Source organism: Streptomyces sp. NPDC055140, assembly GCF_053607285.1.
Genome location: NZ_JBSGTG010000007.1, coordinates 104,034 through 123,360, shown reverse-complemented (window position 1 = coordinate 123,360; position 19,327 = coordinate 104,034). Strand labels below are relative to the sequence as shown.

Here is a 19,327-nt window from a genome sequence, read left to right as displayed (position 1 = left end):
CGGTCTGACTCTCTTCTGCGTAGCTGGGCCCCGGGACGACATCGTCCCGGGGCCCAGTCGTGCCTGCGGGGCGGGGTGCAACATGCGCTCACAGCGAACAGTTCCCTTTGCGGGATTCACCGAAGGGACCCGCGCGTTAGGGTCCATGAATACGAGGGCAGATGAGTCCCCGCAGCCGCCGCCGAAGGGCGGTGCGCAGGTGTGGCTCCCCGGCCCTCCGGATAAGACGCGAGACGGCGCGTTGCCGTCAGAGACGAGCAGGTGGATACGTGACGAATCTGATGCCTTCTGCCGCCGGTGAGCCGTCCCTCGGTGGTGGCCTCGGCGACCAGGTCTACAGCCGACTGCTCAACGACCGCATCATCTTCCTGGGCCAGCAGGTCGACGACGAGATCGCCAACAAGATCACTGCCCAGATGCTCCTCCTGGCCGCGGCCGACCAGGACAAGGACATCTACCTCTACATCAACAGCCCCGGCGGTTCGGTGACGGCCGGCATGGCGGTCTACGACACCATGCAGTACATCCAGAACGACGTCGTCACCATCGGCATGGGCATGGCCGCCTCCATGGGCCAGTTCCTGCTGACCGGCGGTACCGCGGGCAAGCGCTTCGCGCTTCCGAACACGGACATCCTGATGCACCAGGGCTCCGCCGGCATCGGCGGTACGGCTTCGGACGTCAAGATCCAGGCCGAGTACCTGCTGCGCACCAAGAAGCGCATGGCGGAGATCACCGCCCGGCACTCCGGGCAGACCGTCGAGACGATCATCCGTGACGGTGACCGCGACCGCTGGTACACCGCCGACGAGGCCAAGGCGTACGGCCTCATCGACGAGATCATCAGTGCCGCTACGGGTGTTCCGGGCGGCGGCGGCACCGGGGCCTGAAACCCCGGTTACGCGGTCATCCAAGCCCACCTCACCAGGACGGAACACCGACCATGAACAACATCCCCGGCAGCGGTCTGTACACCGGCCCGCAGGTCGACAACCGCTACGTGATCCCGCGCTTCGTCGAGCGCACCTCGCAGGGCGTGCGTGAGTACGACCCGTACGCGAAGCTCTTCGAGGAGCGCGTGATCTTCCTCGGCGTGCAGATCGACGACGCGTCCGCCAACGACGTCATGGCACAGCTCCTGTGCCTGGAGTCGATGGACCCGGACCGCGACATCTCCATCTACATCAACAGCCCCGGTGGCTCCTTCACGGCGCTCACGGCCATCTACGACACGATGCAGTTCGTGAAGCCGGACATCCAGACGGTCTGCATGGGCCAGGCGTCCTCCGCGGCCGCCGTGCTCCTCGCCGCCGGTACGCCGGGCAAGCGCATGGCGCTGCCGAACGCCCGCGTCCTGATCCACCAGCCCTCCGGCGGCACCGGCCGTGAGCAGCTCTCCGACCTGGAGATCGCCGCGAACGAGATCCTCCGGATGCGTGAGCAGCTCGAGGAGATGCTGGCCAAGCACTCCACGACGCCGATCGAGAAGATCCGCGACGACATCGAGCGCGACAAGATCCTGACGGCCGAGGACGCCCTGGCGTACGGCCTGATCGACCAGATCATCTCCACCCGGAAGATGAACAACTCCGCGGCCGCGTGACGCAGCGCTGTATCGTCTGCCGCTCCTTGGCACGCTTCACGTCGAAGTGAACCGTGCCAAGGGGGGCCCGAACGGGGGGCCCGGCAAGGTACCGTCGGATACAGGCACCAGGAGTCGCTTACGCGAGCGTCTCCCAGGCGAAGGGGAAGCACCTCGTGGCACGCATCGGTGACGGCGGCGATCTGCTCAAGTGCTCGTTCTGCGGAAAGAGCCAGAAGCAGGTCAAGAAGCTCATCGCAGGCCCCGGTGTGTACATCTGCGACGAGTGCATCGACCTCTGCAACGAGATCATCGAGGAAGAGCTCGCGGAGACGAGCGAGGTCCGCTGGGAAGAACTTCCCAAGCCTCGCGAGATCTACGAGTTCCTCGAAGGCTATGTCGTCGGCCAGGAGGCCGCGAAGAAAGCCCTCTCGGTCGCTGTGTACAACCATTACAAGCGGGTCCAGGCCGGTGAGAACGGCGGAGCCCAGGGACGCGACGACGCGATCGAGCTGTCGAAGTCCAACATCCTGCTCCTGGGCCCCACGGGCTCGGGCAAGACCCTCCTGGCCCAGACCCTGGCCCGCATGCTGAACGTTCCGTTCGCCATCGCCGACGCGACGGCGCTCACGGAGGCCGGCTATGTGGGCGAGGACGTCGAAAACATCCTCCTGAAGCTGATCCAGGCGGCCGACTACGACGTCAAGAAGGCCGAGACCGGGATCATCTACATCGACGAGATCGACAAGGTCGCCCGTAAGAGCGAGAACCCGTCGATCACGCGCGATGTGTCCGGTGAGGGCGTCCAGCAGGCCCTGCTCAAGATCCTCGAGGGGACCACGGCTTCCGTTCCGCCCCAGGGCGGCCGCAAGCACCCCCATCAGGAGTTCATCCAGATCGACACGACGAACGTGCTGTTCATCGTGGGCGGCGCGTTCGCCGGCCTGGAGAAGATCATCGAGTCGCGGGCGGGTGCCAAGGGCATCGGCTTCGGCGCGACGATCCACTCCAAGCGCGAGCTGGAGGAGAAGGACCAGTTCCGCGAGGTCATGCCGGAGGACCTGGTGAAGTTCGGGATGATCCCCGAGTTCATCGGCCGTCTCCCCGTCATCACCTCGGTCCACAACCTGGACCGCGAGGCGCTCCTCCAGATCCTCCTGGAGCCGCGCAACGCCCTGGTGAAGCAGTACCAGCGCCTCTTCGAACTCGACGGCGTGGAGCTGGACTTCGAGCGCGAGGCCCTGGAGGCCATCGCCGACCAGGCCATCCTGCGCCGCACCGGCGCGCGCGGCCTGCGCGCGATCATGGAGGAAGTCCTCCAGTCCGTGATGTACGAGGTCCCCTCCCGCAAGGACGTGGCCCGTGTTGTCATCACGGCGGAGGCCGTCCACTCGAACGTGAACCCGACGCTGATCCCCCGCGACGCCCGCGGCTCGGGCAGCGGAGAGCAGAAGTCGGCGTAGCGCACACGTGAGACATGGGAAGGGCCCCGGTCGGGTGACCGGGGCCCTTCTTTCATGCCGTGCCTGAGGTGCCGAGCGAGGTCAGGACTTGACGCGGACCTCGCCGCGGAGCTTGGTCGACGTGTCGGCGGCGCTCTGCAGATCCGCGCTCTTGCCCGTCATGGCCGTCGCGAGGTCGATGGGGATGACGATGCCGAGCGTGCTGTGGTCACCCCAGATGCAGACCGGCATCGACATCTCCTTGGGGGCGGAGGAGGTCTCGCCGCTGCTGGGCGTGTCGTTCTTGATCTTCGTCTCCTGGCACTTCATCACCGCGCCGTCGGAGTCGAAGCTCTTCGGGCTTCCGACCAGCTCACCGGTGTCGGAGTTGTCCGACGAAGACTTCGCCTTCATCTCGGCGAACATCCCGTCGACGACCTTCTCCGGGTCGGAGATCTCGCCGTACACGCCCATGAACTTCAGGTACTTGACCGCGAGCGGGTTCGTCTTGGCGTCGCCGGCCTGGTACTCCGCGCCGACGCCCTGGGCGTTCTTGACACCGTTCTTCTCGGCGTCCTTGACATCCTCGTCGCTCATGCTGGAGTCGTCGCCGCTCGCGGCCTTCTTGTACTCCCCGAGCACCGTCGCCGGCGTCGTCAACTTGTGGGGGCCGTCGTCCGCCACGGACGAGCCGCCACCGCCGAACATGAAGTACGCGCCCACGCCGATCGCCGCGACCACGGCCACCGCGCCGATGATCAGGCCCGTCTTCTTCTTGCCGCCCTGGGGCGGGCCGGGGGGTGGGGGGACCTGGCCGTAGGGGGCCTGGGGGTGCTGCCCGTAGGGGCCAGGCTGCTGCGGCTGGCTGTAGCCGCCCGGCTGGCCGTACTGGGGCTGCTGGGGCGGCACGCCCTGCGGGGCCTGCTGCGGGTAGCCGTAGCCGGGCTGGGGCGCGGCCGGGGGCTGCTGCCCGTAGGGGCCCGGCTGCGGCTGGCCGTAGGGTCCGGGCTGCTGAGGCTGCTGCCCGCCGTACGGGCCCGGCTGGTTGTAGCTCATTTCTGGGGTTCCCTCCCGATGCTTACGCGTTCCGAACATCCTGGCGGAAGGTGGCCGTGTGCGGGGAACCCAGGGTCGGATCGGTGCCATGTTGTTGAAAGGTTGTGCCAGACGTCCGGGGCGGCCGCCGCGGCGCACGGGAATCTGGTTTCGGGGCACCCCTGCCGCGCCCCTAAACTGGGCCCGTGACCGAGAACACTCAGCAGCAGAATCCAGCGTCCACCACCGAACTGCCGACCCAGTACGCGCCGGCCGAGGTAGAGGGGGCGCTGTACGAGCGCTGGGTAGACCGGGGTTACTTCACCGCTGACGCGAACAGCGAGAAGGAGCCGTACACGATCGTCATCCCTCCGCCGAACGTCACGGGCGCGCTCCACCTGGGCCACGCCTTCCAGGTCACGCTCATGGACGCCCTCACGCGCCGCAAGCGCATGCAGGGCTACGAGACGCTGTGGCTGCCCGGCATGGACCACGCCGGCATCGCGACCCAGAACAAGGTCGAGCAGCAGCTCGCCGAGGAGGGCAAGTCCCGCCAGGACCTGGGCCGCGAGGCGTTCACCGACCGCGTGTGGCAGTGGAAGGACGAGTACGGCGGCCGGATCCTCGGCCAGCTGCGCCGCCTCGGCGCGGGCCTCGACTGGTCGCGCGAGCGCTTCACGATGGACGAGGGCCTGTCGAAGGCCGTCCAGACCATCTTCAAGAACCTGTACGACGACGGGCTCATCTACCGCGCCGAGCGCATCATCAACTGGTGCCCGCGCTGTCTGACGGCGATCTCGGACATCGAGGTCGACTACCAGGACGACGACGGCGAGCTCGTCTCGCTCAAGTACGGCGAGGGTGACGAGACGGTGGTCGTCGCCACGACCCGTGTCGAGACCATGCTCGGTGACACCGCCGTCGCCGTGCACCCCGACGACGAGCGGTACGCGCACCTGATCGGCAAGCGCATCAAGCTGCCGCTCACCGACCGGACCATCCCGGTCGTCGCCGACACGCACGTCGACCCCGAGTTCGGCACCGGCGCCGTCAAGGTGACGCCCGCCCACGACCCGAACGACTTCGCGATCGGCCAGCGGCACGACCTGGAGTCCATGACGATCATGGACGAGCGCGGTGTCATCACCGTGCACGGTCCCTTCCAGGGTCTCGACCGCTTCGAGGCGCGCTCCGCGATCGTCGCCGCCCTGCACGAGCAGGGCCGTGTCGTCGCCGAGAAGCGTCCGTACGTCCACTCCGTCGGCCACTGCTCGCGCTGCAAGACCACCGTCGAGCCGCGCCTGTCCCTCCAGTGGTGGGTCAAGGTCGACACGCTCGCCCAGGCCGCCGGTGACGCGGTCCGCGACGGGCGCGTCGCGCTCCACCCGAAGGACATGGAGAAGCGGTACTTCGACTGGGTCGACAACCTCAACGACTGGTGCATCTCACGCCAGTTGTGGTGGGGCCACCGGATCCCCGTCTGGTACGGGCCGAACGGTGAGGTCGTGTGCGTCGGCCCCGACGACCCGATCCCCGGCACGGAGGCCGAGGGCTGGACCCAGGACGAGGACGTCCTCGACACCTGGTTCTCGTCCGGCCTGTGGCCGTTCTCCACGCTCGGCTGGCCGGAGAAGACCCCGGACCTCGAGAAGTTCTACTCGACCGACGTCCTGGTGACCGGCCACGACATCATCTTCTTCTGGGTCGTCCGGATGATGATGTTCGGCCTGTACGCCATGGAGGACCAGGTCCCCTTCAAGACCGTCGCCCTCACCGGTCTCGTCCGCGACGAGTTCGGCAAGAAGATGTCGAAGTCGAACCCGAACGCCGTCGACCCGCTGGACTGGATGGACGCGTACGGCTCCGACGCTGTGCGCTTCACGCTGGCCACCGGCGCCAACCCGGGTGCCGACGTGCCGATCGGCGAGGACTGGGTCAAGGCCTCCCGTAACTTCGCCAACAAGATCTGGAACGCGACGCGCTTCGCGCTGATGAACGGCGCGACGGTCGAGGGACCGCTGCCGGCGCCCGAGGCGATGACCGCGACGGACCGCTGGATCCTGTCCCGGCTCAACAAGACCGTCGCCGAAGTCGACGCCTTCTACGACGACTTCCAGTTCGCCAAGCTGTCCGACGCCCTCTACCACTTCTCGTGGGACGAGGTCTTCGACTGGTACGTCGAGCTGTCGAAGACGACGTTCTTCGAGGGCGGCGAGCAGGCGAAGGTCTCCGGCCGTGTCCTGGGCGAGGTCCTCGATGTGACGCTGCGTCTGCTGCACCCGATCGTCCCGTTCGTCACCGAGACGCTCTGGACGACGCTCACCGATGGCGAGACCCTCGTGATCGCCGAGTGGCCGAAGGACAGCGGCTTCCGTGACGCTGCCGCCGAGAGCGAGATCGAGACGCTCCAGCAGGTCATCACCGAGGTCCGGCGCTTCCGTGCCGACCAGGGTCTTCAGCCCGGTCAGCGCGTGCCGGCCCGGCTCGACCTCGACGGGACCGCGCTTGCTCCGCACGAGGCCGCCATCCGGCAGCTTCTGCGGCTGCAGCCCGAGGGGGACGACTTCTCGGCGACCGCCACTCTGCCGGTCGGCGGTGCGCAGGTCGCGCTCGACCTGTCCGGCACGATCGATGTGGCGGCCGAGCGGAAGCGGCTCGCCAAGGATCTGGCCGCCGCCGAGAAGGAGAAGGCCCAGGCCACGGGCAAGCTCGGCAACGAGGCGTTCCTCGCCAAGGCGCCGGACGCCGTCGTCGACAAGATCCGTGGGCGCCTCGCCAAGGCGGACGAGGACATCGCCCGCATTCAGCAGCAGTTGGAGCGGTTGCCTCAGGCCTGACGTGGCTGACGCCTCCGAGGCGCGACGCGACCGATGTGCGTGATGTGCGGTGAAGGCCCCCCGGAATCCTCATGGTTCCGGGGGGCCTTCGGGTTTCTCCGGGGGCGGGGGCCTTACGTTCGTAGCCCCAGGCGTTGCAGCTCCGCGTCCGCCAACGCGTCCAGCACCACCGGGTCCGCCTCTCGCCAGCCCTTCGCCAGCGAGCCCGGGCCGGGGTCCGGGGGGACGTCCAGGTCCGGGTCCGGTGTCTCGTCGGGCGCGGCCGGGAGCAGGTCCGCCGTCGCCGCCAGTTCGTCCAGTGGGCGCAACAGCGCTCTCAGCGCCAGTAGTTCGCGGCCGTCCTCCGTCGCCGCCAGCTCCTGCGCTGCCGCCGCCTGGCGCGTCCAGCGGATGCGGCGGGGCAGCCACACCGTGAGCATCAGGCCGACCGGGATCACGAAGAGCGCCACCGCGCCCAGGACCGCGAGGGTCTGTGCGGCCGCGGGGCCCTGCGGGACCGGTGCCGCGCTCACGATCCGATCGCCCGCGTGCGCCACGCCCCGCAGCGCTCCGTCCACCGAGCTGCCGAGGAGCGGGATACGGGGGCGGTGAGGGGCCGGTTGGGACGCCGGCTGTACCAGCCGGTGCACGGCCAGCGCCACCGCTGCCCAGAGCGCCGCCCACAGCAGGGCGGCGCCGTCGCCCAGGAGTTGGCTTGCGCGGCGGCCGGGGTTGTGTGCGTACCACATGGTCCGATTGGACCTTCTCCGTACGGGGCCGGGGGCGCACCGCGCCGGGGGGTCTCCCGGCGTCCCCGGTTCGGGTCAGCCCTTTCCGGCCCCCACGCGCACCCTTGGGGTCAGGCCGCTTACGCGGCCTTCAGCAGGCGCTGGAGCGAGTCGAAGTCCTCCACGCACTTGCCGCAGCCCAGCGCCACGCTGTCCAGTGGGGACTCTGCGGGGAAGACCGGGATGCCTGTCGCCTCCGTCATGCGCACGTCCAGGCCCGGAAGCAGCGCGCCGCCGCCCGTCAGCACGATGCCGTGCTCCATGACGTCGCCGGAGAGCTCCGGCGGGCACTCCTCGAGGGTCGCCCTGAGAGCCGAGACGATCGCTTCGACGGGGGAGTTGAGGGCTTCCCGGACCTCTTGGGTGGTGAGGGTTGCGGTGTGGGGGAGGCCGGCCAGCCTTTGACGGCCGCGCACCGTGAAGGTGCCCGTTTCGGAGAGTTCCGCGGCCGGGGCCGCCGAGCCGATGGCCAGTTTGACCGCCTCTGCGGTGCGTTCGCCGATCAGCAGGCCGTGTTCCTTGCGCACGTGGTCCGTGATCACCTCGTCCATGCGGTCGCCCCCGACGCGCAGGGACTGTGCGGTGACGATGCCGCCCAGCGAGATCACCGCCACCTCCGTGGTGCCGCCGCCTATGTCCACGACCATCGAGCCGCGCGCCTCGGCCACCGGGAGGCCCGCGCCTATCGCCGCGGCCATGGGTTCCTCCATGACGTGGACCGCCCGGGCTCCGGCTCGTCGTGCCGCGTGGACGATCGCCCGGCGCTCCACCGGAGTGACCCCGCTCGGGACGCAGATGACCATGCGGGTCCTGGTGCGGCGGCCCGGGACCGCCTTGCGCACGAAGTGGCGGAGCATCTCCTCCGCCGCCTCGTAGTCGCTGATCACGCCGTCGCGGAGGGGGCGGATCGCGGTGATGGAGCCCGGGGTGCGGCCGAGCGTCTCCTTGGCTTCCGTGCCGACGGCGACGGTCGTCCTGTTCTGTTTCAGCGCCACCACAGACGGCTCATTGAGCACGATCCCCTTGCCGCGTACGTAGAGAAGAGTGTTGGCGGTGCCGAGATCGATGCCTATGTCCATGATCGCCAAGTTTGCAGGGCGATGCCGCGGTACGGATGGACCAAGGTCCCGAAACGGACGGGCCGAAAGTCCCCGACCTGCCGGGTGGGGTGCGGGCCGGGCCGTGTCGGTGGTTCTCCGTAGACTGGCGTGTGTGAGTGAGCTCCCCCCGCGCGACAGCGGCGAATCCGACGGCTTCGACGACATCGTGGACGCCGAGACCGAGCGTGACCCCGATCTGGCACTGATCGAGGCCGGCAGCCGTACCCTCCGGACGCAAGGGGGTGCTCCGCAGGGTGACGGCGTGCCCGGGCGGCCGCAGGATCCCCAGGTGGCCGAAGCCCTGCGCGAGGTCGAGACCGAGCTCGCGGGGCGGTGGGGCGAGACCAAGCTGGAGCCGTCCGTCTCGCGTATCGCGGCTCTGATGGACGTGCTCGGTGACCCGCAGCGCGCCTATCCCTCGATCCACATCACGGGGACGAACGGCAAGACGTCCACGGCCCGCATGATCGAGTCCCTTCTCGGCGCTTTCGAGCTGCGCACCGGGCGTTATACGTCGCCTCACGTCCAGTCGATCACCGAGCGCATCAGTCTCGACGGTGCGCCGATCGACTACGAGCGGTTCATCGAGACCTATCGGGACATTGCCCCGTATGTGGAGATGGTCGACCAGAAAGAGGAATTCCGGCTTTCCTTTTTCGAGGTGCTCACGGGGATGGCGTACGCCGCCTTCGCCGACGCGCCGGTCGATGCCGCCGTCGTCGAGGTCGGAATGGGCGGCAGTTGGGATGCCACCAATGTGATCGACGCTTCGGTGGCCGTCGTGACGCCCATCGATCTGGACCACACCGACCGGCTGGGCTCCACCCCTGGCGAGATCGCCCAGGAGAAGGCCGGGATCATCAAGCAGGGCGCCACGGTGATCATGGCGCAGCAGCCCGTCGACGCCGCTCAGGTGCTCCTGAAGAAGGCCGTCGACGTGGACGCCACCGTGGCCCGGGAAGGGCTCGAGTTCGGCGTCGTCTCCCGGCAGGTCGCCGTGGGCGGGCAGTTGCTGACCCTGCGCGGGCTCGGCGGTGAGTACGACGGGATCTTCCTCCCGCTGCACGGCGCCCACCAGGCGCACAACGCGGCTGTCGCGCTGGCTGCCGTCGAGGCCTTCTTCGGGATCGGGGCCGAGCAGGCCCGGCTGCTCGATGTGGACACCGTCCGCCAGGCCTTCGCCGGCGCCACGTCGCCCGGCCGGCTCGAGGTCGTGAGGCGTTCGCCCACCGTGGTGCTCGACGCCGCGCACAACCCGGCCGGCGCCCGCGTCACCGCCGAGGCCATCAGCGAGGTCTTCGACTTCAGCCGGCTGGTGGGAGTCGTGGGAGCGAGCGGCGACAAGAACGTGCGCGGGGTGCTGGAGGCCTTCGAGCCGATCTTCGCCGAGGTCGTCGTCACGCAGAACTCCAGCCATCGCGCGATGGACGCCGACGAGCTCGCCGCCATCGCGGTCGAGGTCTTCGGGGACGAGCGCGTGCAGGTCGAGCCCCGCCTCGACGACGCTCTCGAGGCCGCCATCACGCTGGCCGAGGAAGAGGGCGAGTTCGCCGGCGGCGGTGTGCTCGTCACCGGGTCCGTGATCACTGTCGGCGAGGCCCGGCTGCTGTTGGGGAAGGGCTGATCGGCTGTGCGCGTGCTGTGTTCATCGACCCTGATCGGTGAGTTCTTCGTCATCGGCTTCGCCGGACTCGTCGCCATGAAGGACCCCGACCTCTCGGGCGGGGTCGTGTGGGGCGTGTGCGGTGCCGCCATGCTGCTGTCGGTGCTGCTGTGCGGGGCGCTCGGGCGGCGCGGCGGCATCGAGCTGGGGTGGGTGCTTCAAGCGGCGCTCGTCGCCAGCGGGTTCGTCGTGCCGATGATGTTCATCCTGGGTCTCTGCTTCGCCGGGCTCTGGTGGGCCTCCGTCCACTTCGGCCGCAGGATCGACGAGGCCAAGGCCAGGTGGGCCGCCCAGGCCGAGGCCGGAGGTAACACCGCGTAGCCGTGCCCGGTATCGTGCGGACATCCCACGAAGATTTTGGAGCCGCACCATGAGTCAGCGCACTCTTGTCCTTCTCAAGCCCGACGCCGTCCGCCGCGGTCTCGTCGGCGAGATCATCGGCCGGATCGAGCGCAAGGCCGGCTGGACGATCAGCGCGCTGGAGCTGCGGAACCTGGACCAGGACACCCTGGAGCAGCACTACGGCGAGCACAAGGGCAAGCCCTTCTACGAGCCGCTGGTCGCCTTCATGGCGTCCGGGCCCGTGGTGGCTCTCGTCGTCGAGGGCGAGCGGGTCATCGAGGGTGTGCGTCAGCTGGCCGGCCCGACCGACCCGATCGCCGCCGCTCCGGGCTCCATCCGCGGTGACTTCGGCACCATCGTCCGCGAGAACCTGATCCACGCCTCGGACTCGGAGGAGTCGGCCGAGCGCGAGCTGAAGATCTTCTTCCCTGGACAGGTGTAGTCCGGTCCGTGAGACCGGAAAGTTCTTTTTCTGACGCTGCGTCAGTTGCGAAGTGCTGCTGAACAGGGGCGGCCGGAGAAATTCGGCCGCCTTTTGGCATATGCGCCCCCATCGGGGGAACGCGACACTCCGTCGGCACGTCCCCATTAGCGGAGCGGGGATTCATCTGCTGACAATGGCGAAGACCCTCGCGCCGTGTTCGTGCAGGCGAGACTACGATGTAAGCCTCCACGCCACTCGCACCCACCTCGCCTACCTAACAAGCCATCAAACGCTCCACTTGGGAAGGCCAGACGAATCCTGATGGGGAACTCAATGTCGTTCATCGGCCGTGACATGGCTGTCGACCTCGGGACCGCCAACACGCTGGTGTACGTCAGGGGTCGCGGGATCGTACTCAACGAGCCGTCCGTCGTCGCGATCAACACCAACACCGGTGGCATCCTCGCTGTCGGCGCCGAAGCCAAGAAGATGATCGGCCGCACGCCGGGCAACATCGTCGCCGTGCGACCGCTGAAGGACGGCGTGATCGCCGACTTCGAGATCACCGAGCGCATGCTCCGCTACTTCATCCTGAAGATCCACAAGCGGCGCTACCTCGCTCGCCCCCGTGTCGTGGTGTGTGTGCCCTCCGGCATCACCGGTGTCGAGCGCCGCGCGGTCATCGAGGCCTCTTCGCAGGCCGGTGCCCGCCAGGTGCACATCATCGAGGAGCCCATGGCCGCGGCCATCGGCTCCGGCCTCCCGGTCCACGAGGCCACGGGCAACATGGTGGTCGACATCGGCGGCGGCACCACCGAGGTCGCGGTGATCTCGCTCGGCGGAATCGTCACAGCACAGTCCATCCGGGTCGCCGGGGACGAGCTGGACAACGCGATCATCCAGCACATCAAGAAGGAGTACTCGCTGCTTCTTGGTGAGCGGACTGCCGAGCAGATCAAGATCACGATTGGCTCCGCGTACGACCTCGACTCCGACGAACACACCGAAATCCGCGGGCGCGACCTCGTGTCCGGACTTCCGAAGACCGTCGTCATCTCGGCCGCCGAGGTGCGCAAGGCGATCGAGGAACCGGTCAACGCGATCGTCGACGCCGTCAAGACGACCCTGGACAAGTGCCCGCCCGAGCTGTCGGGCGACGTCATGGACCGGGGCATCGTGCTCACCGGTGGCGGCGCCCTGCTGCGCGGCCTCGACGAGCGGCTGCGCCGTGAGACGGGCATGCCGATCCACATCGCCGAGGACCCCCTCGACAGCGTGGCGCTCGGCTCCGGCAAGTGTGTCGAGGAGTTCGAGGCGCTCCAGCAGGTGCTGGACGCCCAGCCGCGCAGATGACCCGACGCGAGACGTCCGCCGTACGAGTGCCTGCCACTTCGTACGGCGGATCGTTGATATATAGGCAAGGCGTAGGAATTCCCCATAACCTGCGGTACCTCAGGGTTTCCGCAGAATCCGATTGAGGAAGGCACGGCCGCCGCACGTGAGGGACACACGAGAGAGCCGGCTGCTCCTGGTGCTGCTGATCGCCATCGCGTTCGCACTGATCACGGTGGACATCCGCGGTGGGGAGGACTCGCCGGTCGACGGTGCCCGCCAGGCCGCCGCCACGGTCTTCGGCCCCGTGGAGAACGGCGTCTCCAGCGCAGTCGACCCGATCGGCAACGCCATAGCTGCCGTCAAGGACTCCGGTGAGCGGCACAACCGCGTCAGCGAACTGGAGCGCGAGAACGCCGCCTTGAAGGCGAAGCTCGGCAGCGACGACCGCAACCGAAGCAAGATCCGCCAGCTCGACTCCATGCTGAAGACGGCGGGCGCAGGGCAGTACGGCATCAAGGGGGCCCAGGTCATCGCCATAGGAGCAGCCCAGGGGTTCTCCTGGACCGTCACCATCGACGCCGGCGCCAACGACGGCCTCAAGCGCGACATGACCGTTCTGAACGGGGACGGGCTCGTGGGGCGCGTGACCACCGTAGGACCCAACACCGCGACCGTCCTGCTCGCCAACGACCCCGACTTCACCGTCGGCACCCGCATGGAGCGCACCGACGAGCTCGGCTTCGCCTCCGGACAGGGCGACCGGCCGCTGCGCGTGCAGCTCCTCAACGGCAAGGCCCAGGTCAAGAAGGGCGACCGTCTGGTGACCTTCGGGTCCCAGGCCGACAAGCCGTTCGTGCCCGGCGTGCCCGTGGGGCAGGTGGTGCGCGTCGATCCGGCCGGCGGCGACCTGACCCGGACGATCTATGTGAAGCCGTACGTCGGATTCACCAAGCTCGACGTCGTGGGCGTGGTCGTGCAGGCTCCGCGCACCGATCCGCGCGACGAGGTGCTGCCGTCCAAGCCGGCCAAGCCCAAGCCGACGCCCACCGTCACCGTCACGGCCACGCCGTCCGGGCCCCCGGCCGACGCCAACGGCATCGACGAGCAGTAGGAGCTGGATCCCATGCGCTTCAACCGGTTGCTGCTCTCCACCACCCTGGTGATCGTCGCCCTGGTCGTCCAGGTGTGCGTACTCGCCCGTCTCCAACTGCCCGGCGCCGTGCCGGACCTCGTGCTCCTGACCGTCGTCGGCCTCGCCCTCGTGTACGGCCATGTCGGCGGCGCGTTCATCGGGTTCGGCGCGGGTCTGCTCGCCGACCTGGCGCCGCCGGCCGACCACGCCGCCGGGCGCTACGCCCTCGTGCTGTGCGTCGTCGGCTACCTCGTCGGCCTCGCCAAGCCGGACAACGGCCAACTCAGGTCCGCCTTCGGCCCGATGGTCGTGGTCGTCGCCGCGGCCATCGGCTCGACCCTGCTCTACGCGGGTGTCGGCGCCCTCGTCGGCGACACCGCAGCCCGCCATGTGGGCATCGGCAGCCTGCTGTTCACGGCCGCGCTCTACGATCTGCTCCTCGCGCCGTTCACCGTGCCGTTCATCATCGCCCTGGCCAGACGCGGGGACAATGATCCGCTCGCCGATTCCTCGCCCGGCGCCGGCAAGGTCACCGACGTCACCGCCGGCTGGCTCTCCTCCGGCACCGGCCTGCGCATCGGCAACCAGCGCGGCGGACTCCGCCTGAAGGCCACCAGGGCGCGCACCGCGCGGGCCGGCCGCATCAAGGGGGTCAAGCGCCTGTGACCGCCGCGCACATCACCGCGTACACGCACTGAGGAGGGGGAGGCAGCATGACCAACATTCCCGAGACCGGGCGGACCCCACGCGTCCAGATCCGGCTCGTCATCCTCCAGATCCTGGTCCTCTCCCTCCTGCTCACCCTCGGCGGCCGCCTCTGGTACCTCCAGATCCGCAACGGCGCCGAGTACGCCAAGGAGGCCTCCGGCAACCACGTCCAGCAGGTCGTCAGCCCCGCCGTGCGCGGCTCGATCCTGGACGCCCGCGGTGTGCCGATCGCCGACAACGAGACCCGCCTGGTCGTCTCCGCGTCCCGCACGGACCTGATGAAGATGCCCGACGACGGCAAGGCCGTTCTCGCCAAGCTCGCCGGCGTCCTCGGGATGAAGTCCGGTGACGTCACGGAGAAGGTCCGCCTCTGCGACGCCAAGACGCCGCAGCCCTGCTGGAACGGCTCGCCCTACCAGCCCATCCCGATCACGGACGAGGCCACACCGAAGCAGGCCCTCCAGATCCGCGAGCGCTCCGAGGACTTCCCCGGCATCACCGCCGAGCCCGAGGCCGTGCGCCGCTACGCGGGACCGGGCGACTCCAACACCGCGCAGGTCCTCGGCTACCTCTCGCCCGTCACCGACGCCGAGATCGAGAAGGCCAAGGACACCTCGTCGCCGTACCTGCGCTCCGACCAGGTCGGCCGCTCCGGCCTGGAGCGCACCTACGACAAGGAGCTGCGCGGCAAGGCCGGCGTCACCCGCTACGAGGTCGACAACCTCGGCCGCGTCATCGGGCGCGCCAAGAGCGACAAGGCCGAGCCCGGAGCCAACGTCGTCACCTCGATCGACGCGCGCGTGCAGGGCGTCGCGGAGCGCGAGCTGAGCGAGGCGATGAAGGCCGCCCGCCAGCAGTTCGACAAGATCACCGGCGAGAACTACAAGGCCGACTCCGGCGCGGTCATCGTCATGGAGGCCAAGACCGGCCGGATCGTCTCCATGGCGTCCGCACCGTCGTACGACCCGAACGTCTGGATCGGCGGCATCTCCGCCAAGGACTACAAGCAGCTCACCGGCAAGGGCTCCGACTACCCCCTGCTCAACAGGGCCATTCAGGGTCAGTCCGCGCCCGGTTCGACGTTCAAGGTGATCTCCACGGCCGCCGCTGCCGAAGCCGGCTACAAGTGGGACGGCGACTACCCCTGCACCAGCTCCTACTCGGTCGGCGGCCAGGTTTTCAAGAACTTCGAGGGGGAGAACTTCGGCCCCATCTCTCTCGGCCGCGCGCTGGAAGTCTCCTGCGACACAGTCTTCTACGGCCTCGCCGACCGGGAGTGGAAGAGGGACGGCGGCATCAACCCGAAGGGGACCCCCAAGGACTACTTCTACAAGGCCGCCCACCAGTTCGGCCTCGGCAAGACCACCGGCATCGACCTTCCCAACGAGGTCACGGGCCGCGTCCCCGACCGTCAGTGGAAGAAAGCCTTCTGGGAGGCCAACAAGGACAGCTGGTGCAAGACCGGCAAGAAGGACGGCACCTACGTCGAGAAGATCGCCTACGAGAACTGCCTCGAGGGCAACAAGATGCGCGAGGGCGACTCGATCAACTACTCCATCGGCCAGGGCGACACCCTCCTCACGCCGGTTCAGGAGGCCATGATCTACGGGGCCCTCGCCAACGGCGGCACCGAGTACGTCCCGACCATCGGCAAGGCGATCATCAGCGCCGACGGCAAGACGGTCAGGGAGATCAAGCCCCAGGTCAAGGCCAAGCTCCCGATCACCAAGGCGACCCTCAAGGGCATGGACGACGCCCTCGCCGGCGTCGTCACCCGCGGTACCGCCGCCTGGAAGTTCGGCGGCTGGCCCCAGGACAAGATCCCGCTGCACGCCAAGACCGGCACCGCCGAGGTCTACGGCAAGCAGACCACGTCATGGCTGGCCACCTACTCCAAGGACTACTCGGTCGTCATGACGATCTCCCAGGCCGGTACGGGCTCCGGAGCCTCCGGTGAGGCCGTCCGCAAGATCTACAACGCGCTGTACGGCGTCACCGCCGACGGCACGATCGACAAGAAGAAGGCCCTGCTGCCCTCGCCGGAGAAGAACCTGCCGAAGGTCCAGCAGGACGGTTCGATCGACGCGCCGACCATCAAGCCCTACAAGCCCGCCGACCCGAGCCCGTCGCCCACGCCGCAACTGGCGGCGGTCCTCGGCACCCCGGTGACCGGAAGGCGGCACTGACACCATGGCCGGTACCAACGGTTTCTCCGTCTCCGGGTACGGACCCGAGCGCTCCACCCTGTCCCGGCTCATGGCCAGGGACTCGGTGATACGCCGCCTCGACTGGCCGATCCTCCTGTCGTCGCTCGCCCTGTCCCTCATCGGCTCGGCGCTCGTCTACTCGGCGACCCGCAACCGCACCGTGATCAACCAGGGCGACCCGTACTACTTCCTGTTCCGGCACCTCATGAACACCGGCATCGGCTTGACCCTGATGATCGGCACGATCTGGCTCGGCCACCGCACCCTGCGCACGGCCGTGCCGATCCTCTACGGCGCCTCGGTCTTCCTGATGCTGCTGGTGCTGACCCCGCTCGGCGACACGATCAACGGACAGCGCAACTGGCTGTCCGCGGGCGGAGTGTCGCTCCAGCCCGCCGAGTTCGCCAAGATCACGATCATCCTGGGCATGGCGATGCTGCTGGCCTCACGGGTCGACGCGGGCGACAAGCAGTACCCCGACCACCGCACGGTACTGCAGGCGCTGGGCCTCGCTACCGTCCCGATGCTCGTCGTGCTGCTCATGCCCGACCTCGGCACGATCATGGTCGCGGCCGTCATCGTGCTCGGTGTGCTGCTCGCCTCCGGCGCCTCCAACCGCTGGGTGTTCGGCCTGCTCGGCGCGGGTGTGCTCGGCGCGATCTCCGTCTGGCGGCTGGGCGTCCTCGACGAGTACCAGATCAACCGCTTCGCCGCCTTCGCCAACCCGGCGCTCGACCCGGCAGGCGTCGGCTACAACACGAACCAGGCCCGCATCGCGATCGGTTCGGGTGGCCTGACCGGCACCGGCCTCTTCCACGGCTCCCAGACCACCGGCCAGTTCGTCCCCGAGCAGCAGACCGACTTCGTCTTCACCGTCGCCGGCGAGGAGCTCGGCTTCGCCGGGGCCGGGCTGATCCTGGTCCTGCTCGCCGTCGTCCTGTGGCGCGCCTGCCGCATCGCCCGCGAGACGACCGAGCTCTACGGCACGATCGTCGCCGCCGGGATCATCGCCTGGTTCGCCTTCCAGGCCTTCGAGAACATCGGCATGACGCTCGGCATCATGCCGGTGGCGGGCCTGCCCCTGCCGTTCGTGTCGTACGGAGGATCGTCCATGTTCGCCGTCTGGGTGGCGATCGGGCTCCTCCAGTCGATCCGCGTGCAAAGGCCCATGTCGGCTTAGGGAAGAGCCTGGTCCGCCAGGGGGTCTGCCCAGAATCCGGATTCGCGACTAAATTCGCTTCATGGCGGAGACGAAGCGCGAGATCGAGCGGAAGTACGAGGCGCCCGTGGGCGACGAAGGCTTCGGGCTGCCTGATCTGAGCGGTGTCGCCGGGGTCTCGGCCGTCATCGACAAGGGCGTCGTCGACCTCGACGCCGTCTACTACGACACCGTCGACCAGCGGCTCGCGGCCGCCGCGATCACGCTGCGGCGGCGCACCGGCGGTGCCGACGCGGGCTGGCACCTCAAGCTCCCCGTCTCCCTCGCCGAAGGCGTACGGGACGAGATCCGGGCCCCGCTCTCCGACGACGTGCCCCGCGACCTCACCGGCCTCGTGCGCTCCCGGGTGCGCGAGGCCGATCTCGTACCCCTGATGCGGCTGCGCTCCTCGCGCGACGTCCGCGATCTCACCGGCGCCGACGGCGCGCTCCTCGCCGAGGTCAGCGTCGACGGCGTTCGGGCCGAGCGGCTCATCGGCGGGGCCGGCGCCGCCGCCTGGACCGAGATCGAGGTCGAGCTGGCGGACGGCGGCGATCCGGCGTTCCTCGGCAAGGTCGAGAAGAAGCTCCGCAAGGCGGGCGCGAGCCGCTCGGCCTCCCCGTCGAAGCTCGCGCGGGCGCTCACGGAGACCGGCATCGGCCCGCGCCCGCCCCGGCCCGCCGCCGACCCCGAGACCCCCGCCGACCACGTCCTCGCCTACCTCAGGGACCAGCGCGACGCGATCGTCGACCTCGACCCCGCCGTCCGGCGCGACCTGCCCGACGCGGTGCACCAGATGCGCGTCGCCACCCGCCGGCTGCGCAGCGCCCTGCGCTCGTACGGCAAGATCCTCGACCGGGCCGTGACGGATCCGATCGGCGACGAGCTGAAGTGGGTCGCCGGTGAGCTCGGGATCGACCGCGACCAGGAGGTCCTGACCGAGCGGCTGACCGCGGCCCTCGGCGCACTGCCGCGCGAGCTGTCCACAGGCCCCGTCCGCACCCGGCTGCGGACCTGGTCGCGGGCCCGGCGCTCCGGCTCGCGCCGCCATCTGATCGCCGTGCTCGACGGCAAGCGATATCTCGCGCTCCTCGCCGCCCTCGACGCACTCGTCGACGCGCCCCCGCTGCGGGCCGAGCAGCCGGAGGACGCCCTGGCGAAGGCCGTGCTGCGGGACTACAAGCGGCTCGCGGGACGCGTCGAGGAGGCGCTCGCCGAGGATCCTGGCCGGGCGCGGGACCTCGCCCTGCACGACGCCCGCAAGGCCGCCAAGCGCACCCGGTACGCGGCCGAGGTGGCCGCGCCCGCGCTCGGCGAGCACGCGAAGGACGTCGGCAAGCACGCGAAGGCGCTCCAGACCCTGCTCGGCGAGCACCAGGACAGCGTGATGGCGCGCGAGGCGCTGCGCGACCTGGCTGCGCAGGCCCACACGGCGGGGGAGAGCTCCTTCACGTACGGGCTGCTGTACGGGCGCGAGGAGGCGCTCGCCGAGCGGGCCGAGGCGGAGCTGCCGCCGCTGTGGGCGAAGGCTGTCTCCTGGCCGAGTTAGGGTTGA

General features: G+C 69.0%; 16 protein-coding genes. 13 read left to right on the top strand and 3 right to left on the bottom strand.

Annotated elements, in window-relative coordinates; translation table 11 throughout:
* Positions 1–281 precede the first annotated feature (281 nt).
* The 3 genes from ACWFR4_RS16040 (at position 282) to clpX (ending at position 3,045) form a co-directional block, all read left to right on the top strand.
* Complete coding sequence (locus ACWFR4_RS16040; protein ID WP_453463528.1) at positions 282–890, top strand: ATP-dependent Clp protease proteolytic subunit; 609 nt, start codon at positions 282–284, stop codon at positions 888–890.
* Positions 891–943: 53 nt separating this feature from the next.
* Positions 944–1,603 (top strand): ATP-dependent Clp protease proteolytic subunit, encoded by a 660-nt coding sequence (locus ACWFR4_RS16035; protein ID WP_227294656.1) that lies wholly within the window; start codon positions 944–946, stop codon positions 1,601–1,603.
* 155 nt (positions 1,604–1,758) lie between these two features.
* On the top strand, positions 1,759–3,045 hold the full coding sequence (gene clpX, locus ACWFR4_RS16030) for an ATP-dependent Clp protease ATP-binding subunit ClpX (protein WP_326775765.1): 1,287 nt from the start codon (positions 1,759–1,761) through the stop codon (positions 3,043–3,045).
* 81 nt (positions 3,046–3,126) lie between these two features.
* Here clpX and ACWFR4_RS16025 read toward each other — a convergent pair whose 3' ends face one another.
* Entirely contained in the window at positions 3,127–4,080 is a 954-nt protein-coding gene (locus ACWFR4_RS16025) for a hypothetical protein (RefSeq protein ID WP_453652924.1), read from the bottom strand.
* Between the two features lie 185 nt (positions 4,081–4,265).
* Between ACWFR4_RS16025 and ACWFR4_RS16020 the strand changes: the two genes are divergently transcribed.
* Positions 4,266–6,896: a valine--tRNA ligase gene (locus ACWFR4_RS16020; RefSeq protein WP_453652922.1), complete on the top strand. Its 2,631-nt coding sequence runs from the start codon at positions 4,266–4,268 to the stop codon at positions 6,894–6,896.
* A gap of 113 nt (positions 6,897–7,009) precedes the next feature.
* Here the strand turns inward: ACWFR4_RS16020 and ACWFR4_RS16015 are convergent, their stop codons facing one another.
* Positions 7,010–7,624 (bottom strand): hypothetical protein, encoded by a 615-nt coding sequence (locus ACWFR4_RS16015; protein WP_453652920.1) that lies wholly within the window; start codon positions 7,622–7,624, stop codon positions 7,010–7,012.
* A gap of 119 nt (positions 7,625–7,743) precedes the next feature.
* A complete protein-coding gene (locus tag ACWFR4_RS16010) occupies positions 7,744–8,742 on the bottom strand; it encodes a rod shape-determining protein (RefSeq protein ID WP_453463497.1) in 999 nt (332 codons plus the stop codon).
* Positions 8,743–8,875: 133 nt separating this feature from the next.
* Here ACWFR4_RS16010 and folC point away from each other — a divergent pair, with 133 nt between their 5' ends.
* From folC to ACWFR4_RS15965, 9 genes are all read left to right on the top strand, one after another.
* Positions 8,876–10,387 carry a bifunctional tetrahydrofolate synthase/dihydrofolate synthase gene (folC, locus tag ACWFR4_RS16005; protein WP_453463499.1) on the top strand — a complete coding sequence of 504 codons (1,512 nt, stop codon included), beginning with the start codon at positions 8,876–8,878 and terminating at the stop codon, positions 10,385–10,387.
* 6 nt (positions 10,388–10,393) lie between these two features.
* Entirely contained in the window at positions 10,394–10,747 is a 354-nt protein-coding gene (locus ACWFR4_RS16000) for a DUF4233 domain-containing protein (RefSeq protein ID WP_453463502.1), read from the top strand.
* A gap of 49 nt (positions 10,748–10,796) precedes the next feature.
* Positions 10,797–11,210 carry a nucleoside-diphosphate kinase gene (ndk, locus tag ACWFR4_RS15995; protein ID WP_100594213.1) on the top strand — a complete coding sequence of 138 codons (414 nt, stop codon included), beginning with the start codon at positions 10,797–10,799 and terminating at the stop codon, positions 11,208–11,210.
* A gap of 315 nt (positions 11,211–11,525) precedes the next feature.
* Positions 11,526–12,545 (top strand): rod shape-determining protein, encoded by a 1,020-nt coding sequence (locus tag ACWFR4_RS15990; RefSeq protein WP_059131610.1) that lies wholly within the window; start codon positions 11,526–11,528, stop codon positions 12,543–12,545.
* Positions 12,546–12,690: 145 nt separating this feature from the next.
* Positions 12,691–13,638: a rod shape-determining protein MreC gene (mreC, locus tag ACWFR4_RS15985; protein WP_453463505.1), complete on the top strand. Its 948-nt coding sequence runs from the start codon at positions 12,691–12,693 to the stop codon at positions 13,636–13,638.
* 12 nt (positions 13,639–13,650) lie between these two features.
* Positions 13,651–14,325, top strand: a complete 675-nt coding sequence (gene mreD, locus ACWFR4_RS15980) for a rod shape-determining protein MreD (RefSeq protein ID WP_453463508.1) — start codon at positions 13,651–13,653, stop codon at positions 14,323–14,325.
* 47 nt (positions 14,326–14,372) lie between these two features.
* Complete coding sequence (gene mrdA / locus ACWFR4_RS15975) at positions 14,373–16,553, top strand: penicillin-binding protein 2 (RefSeq protein ID WP_453652916.1); 2,181 nt, start codon at positions 14,373–14,375, stop codon at positions 16,551–16,553.
* A 4-nt stretch (positions 16,554–16,557) separates the two neighbouring features.
* The gene (gene rodA / locus ACWFR4_RS15970; protein WP_453463514.1) at positions 16,558–17,754 is read left to right on the top strand and encodes a rod shape-determining protein RodA; all 1,197 of its coding nucleotides are present in this window, start codon (positions 16,558–16,560) and stop codon (positions 17,752–17,754) included.
* A gap of 61 nt (positions 17,755–17,815) precedes the next feature.
* The gene (locus tag ACWFR4_RS15965) at positions 17,816–19,321 is read left to right on the top strand and encodes a CYTH and CHAD domain-containing protein (RefSeq protein WP_453463516.1); all 1,506 of its coding nucleotides are present in this window, start codon (positions 17,816–17,818) and stop codon (positions 19,319–19,321) included.
* Positions 19,322–19,327 lie beyond the last annotated feature (6 nt).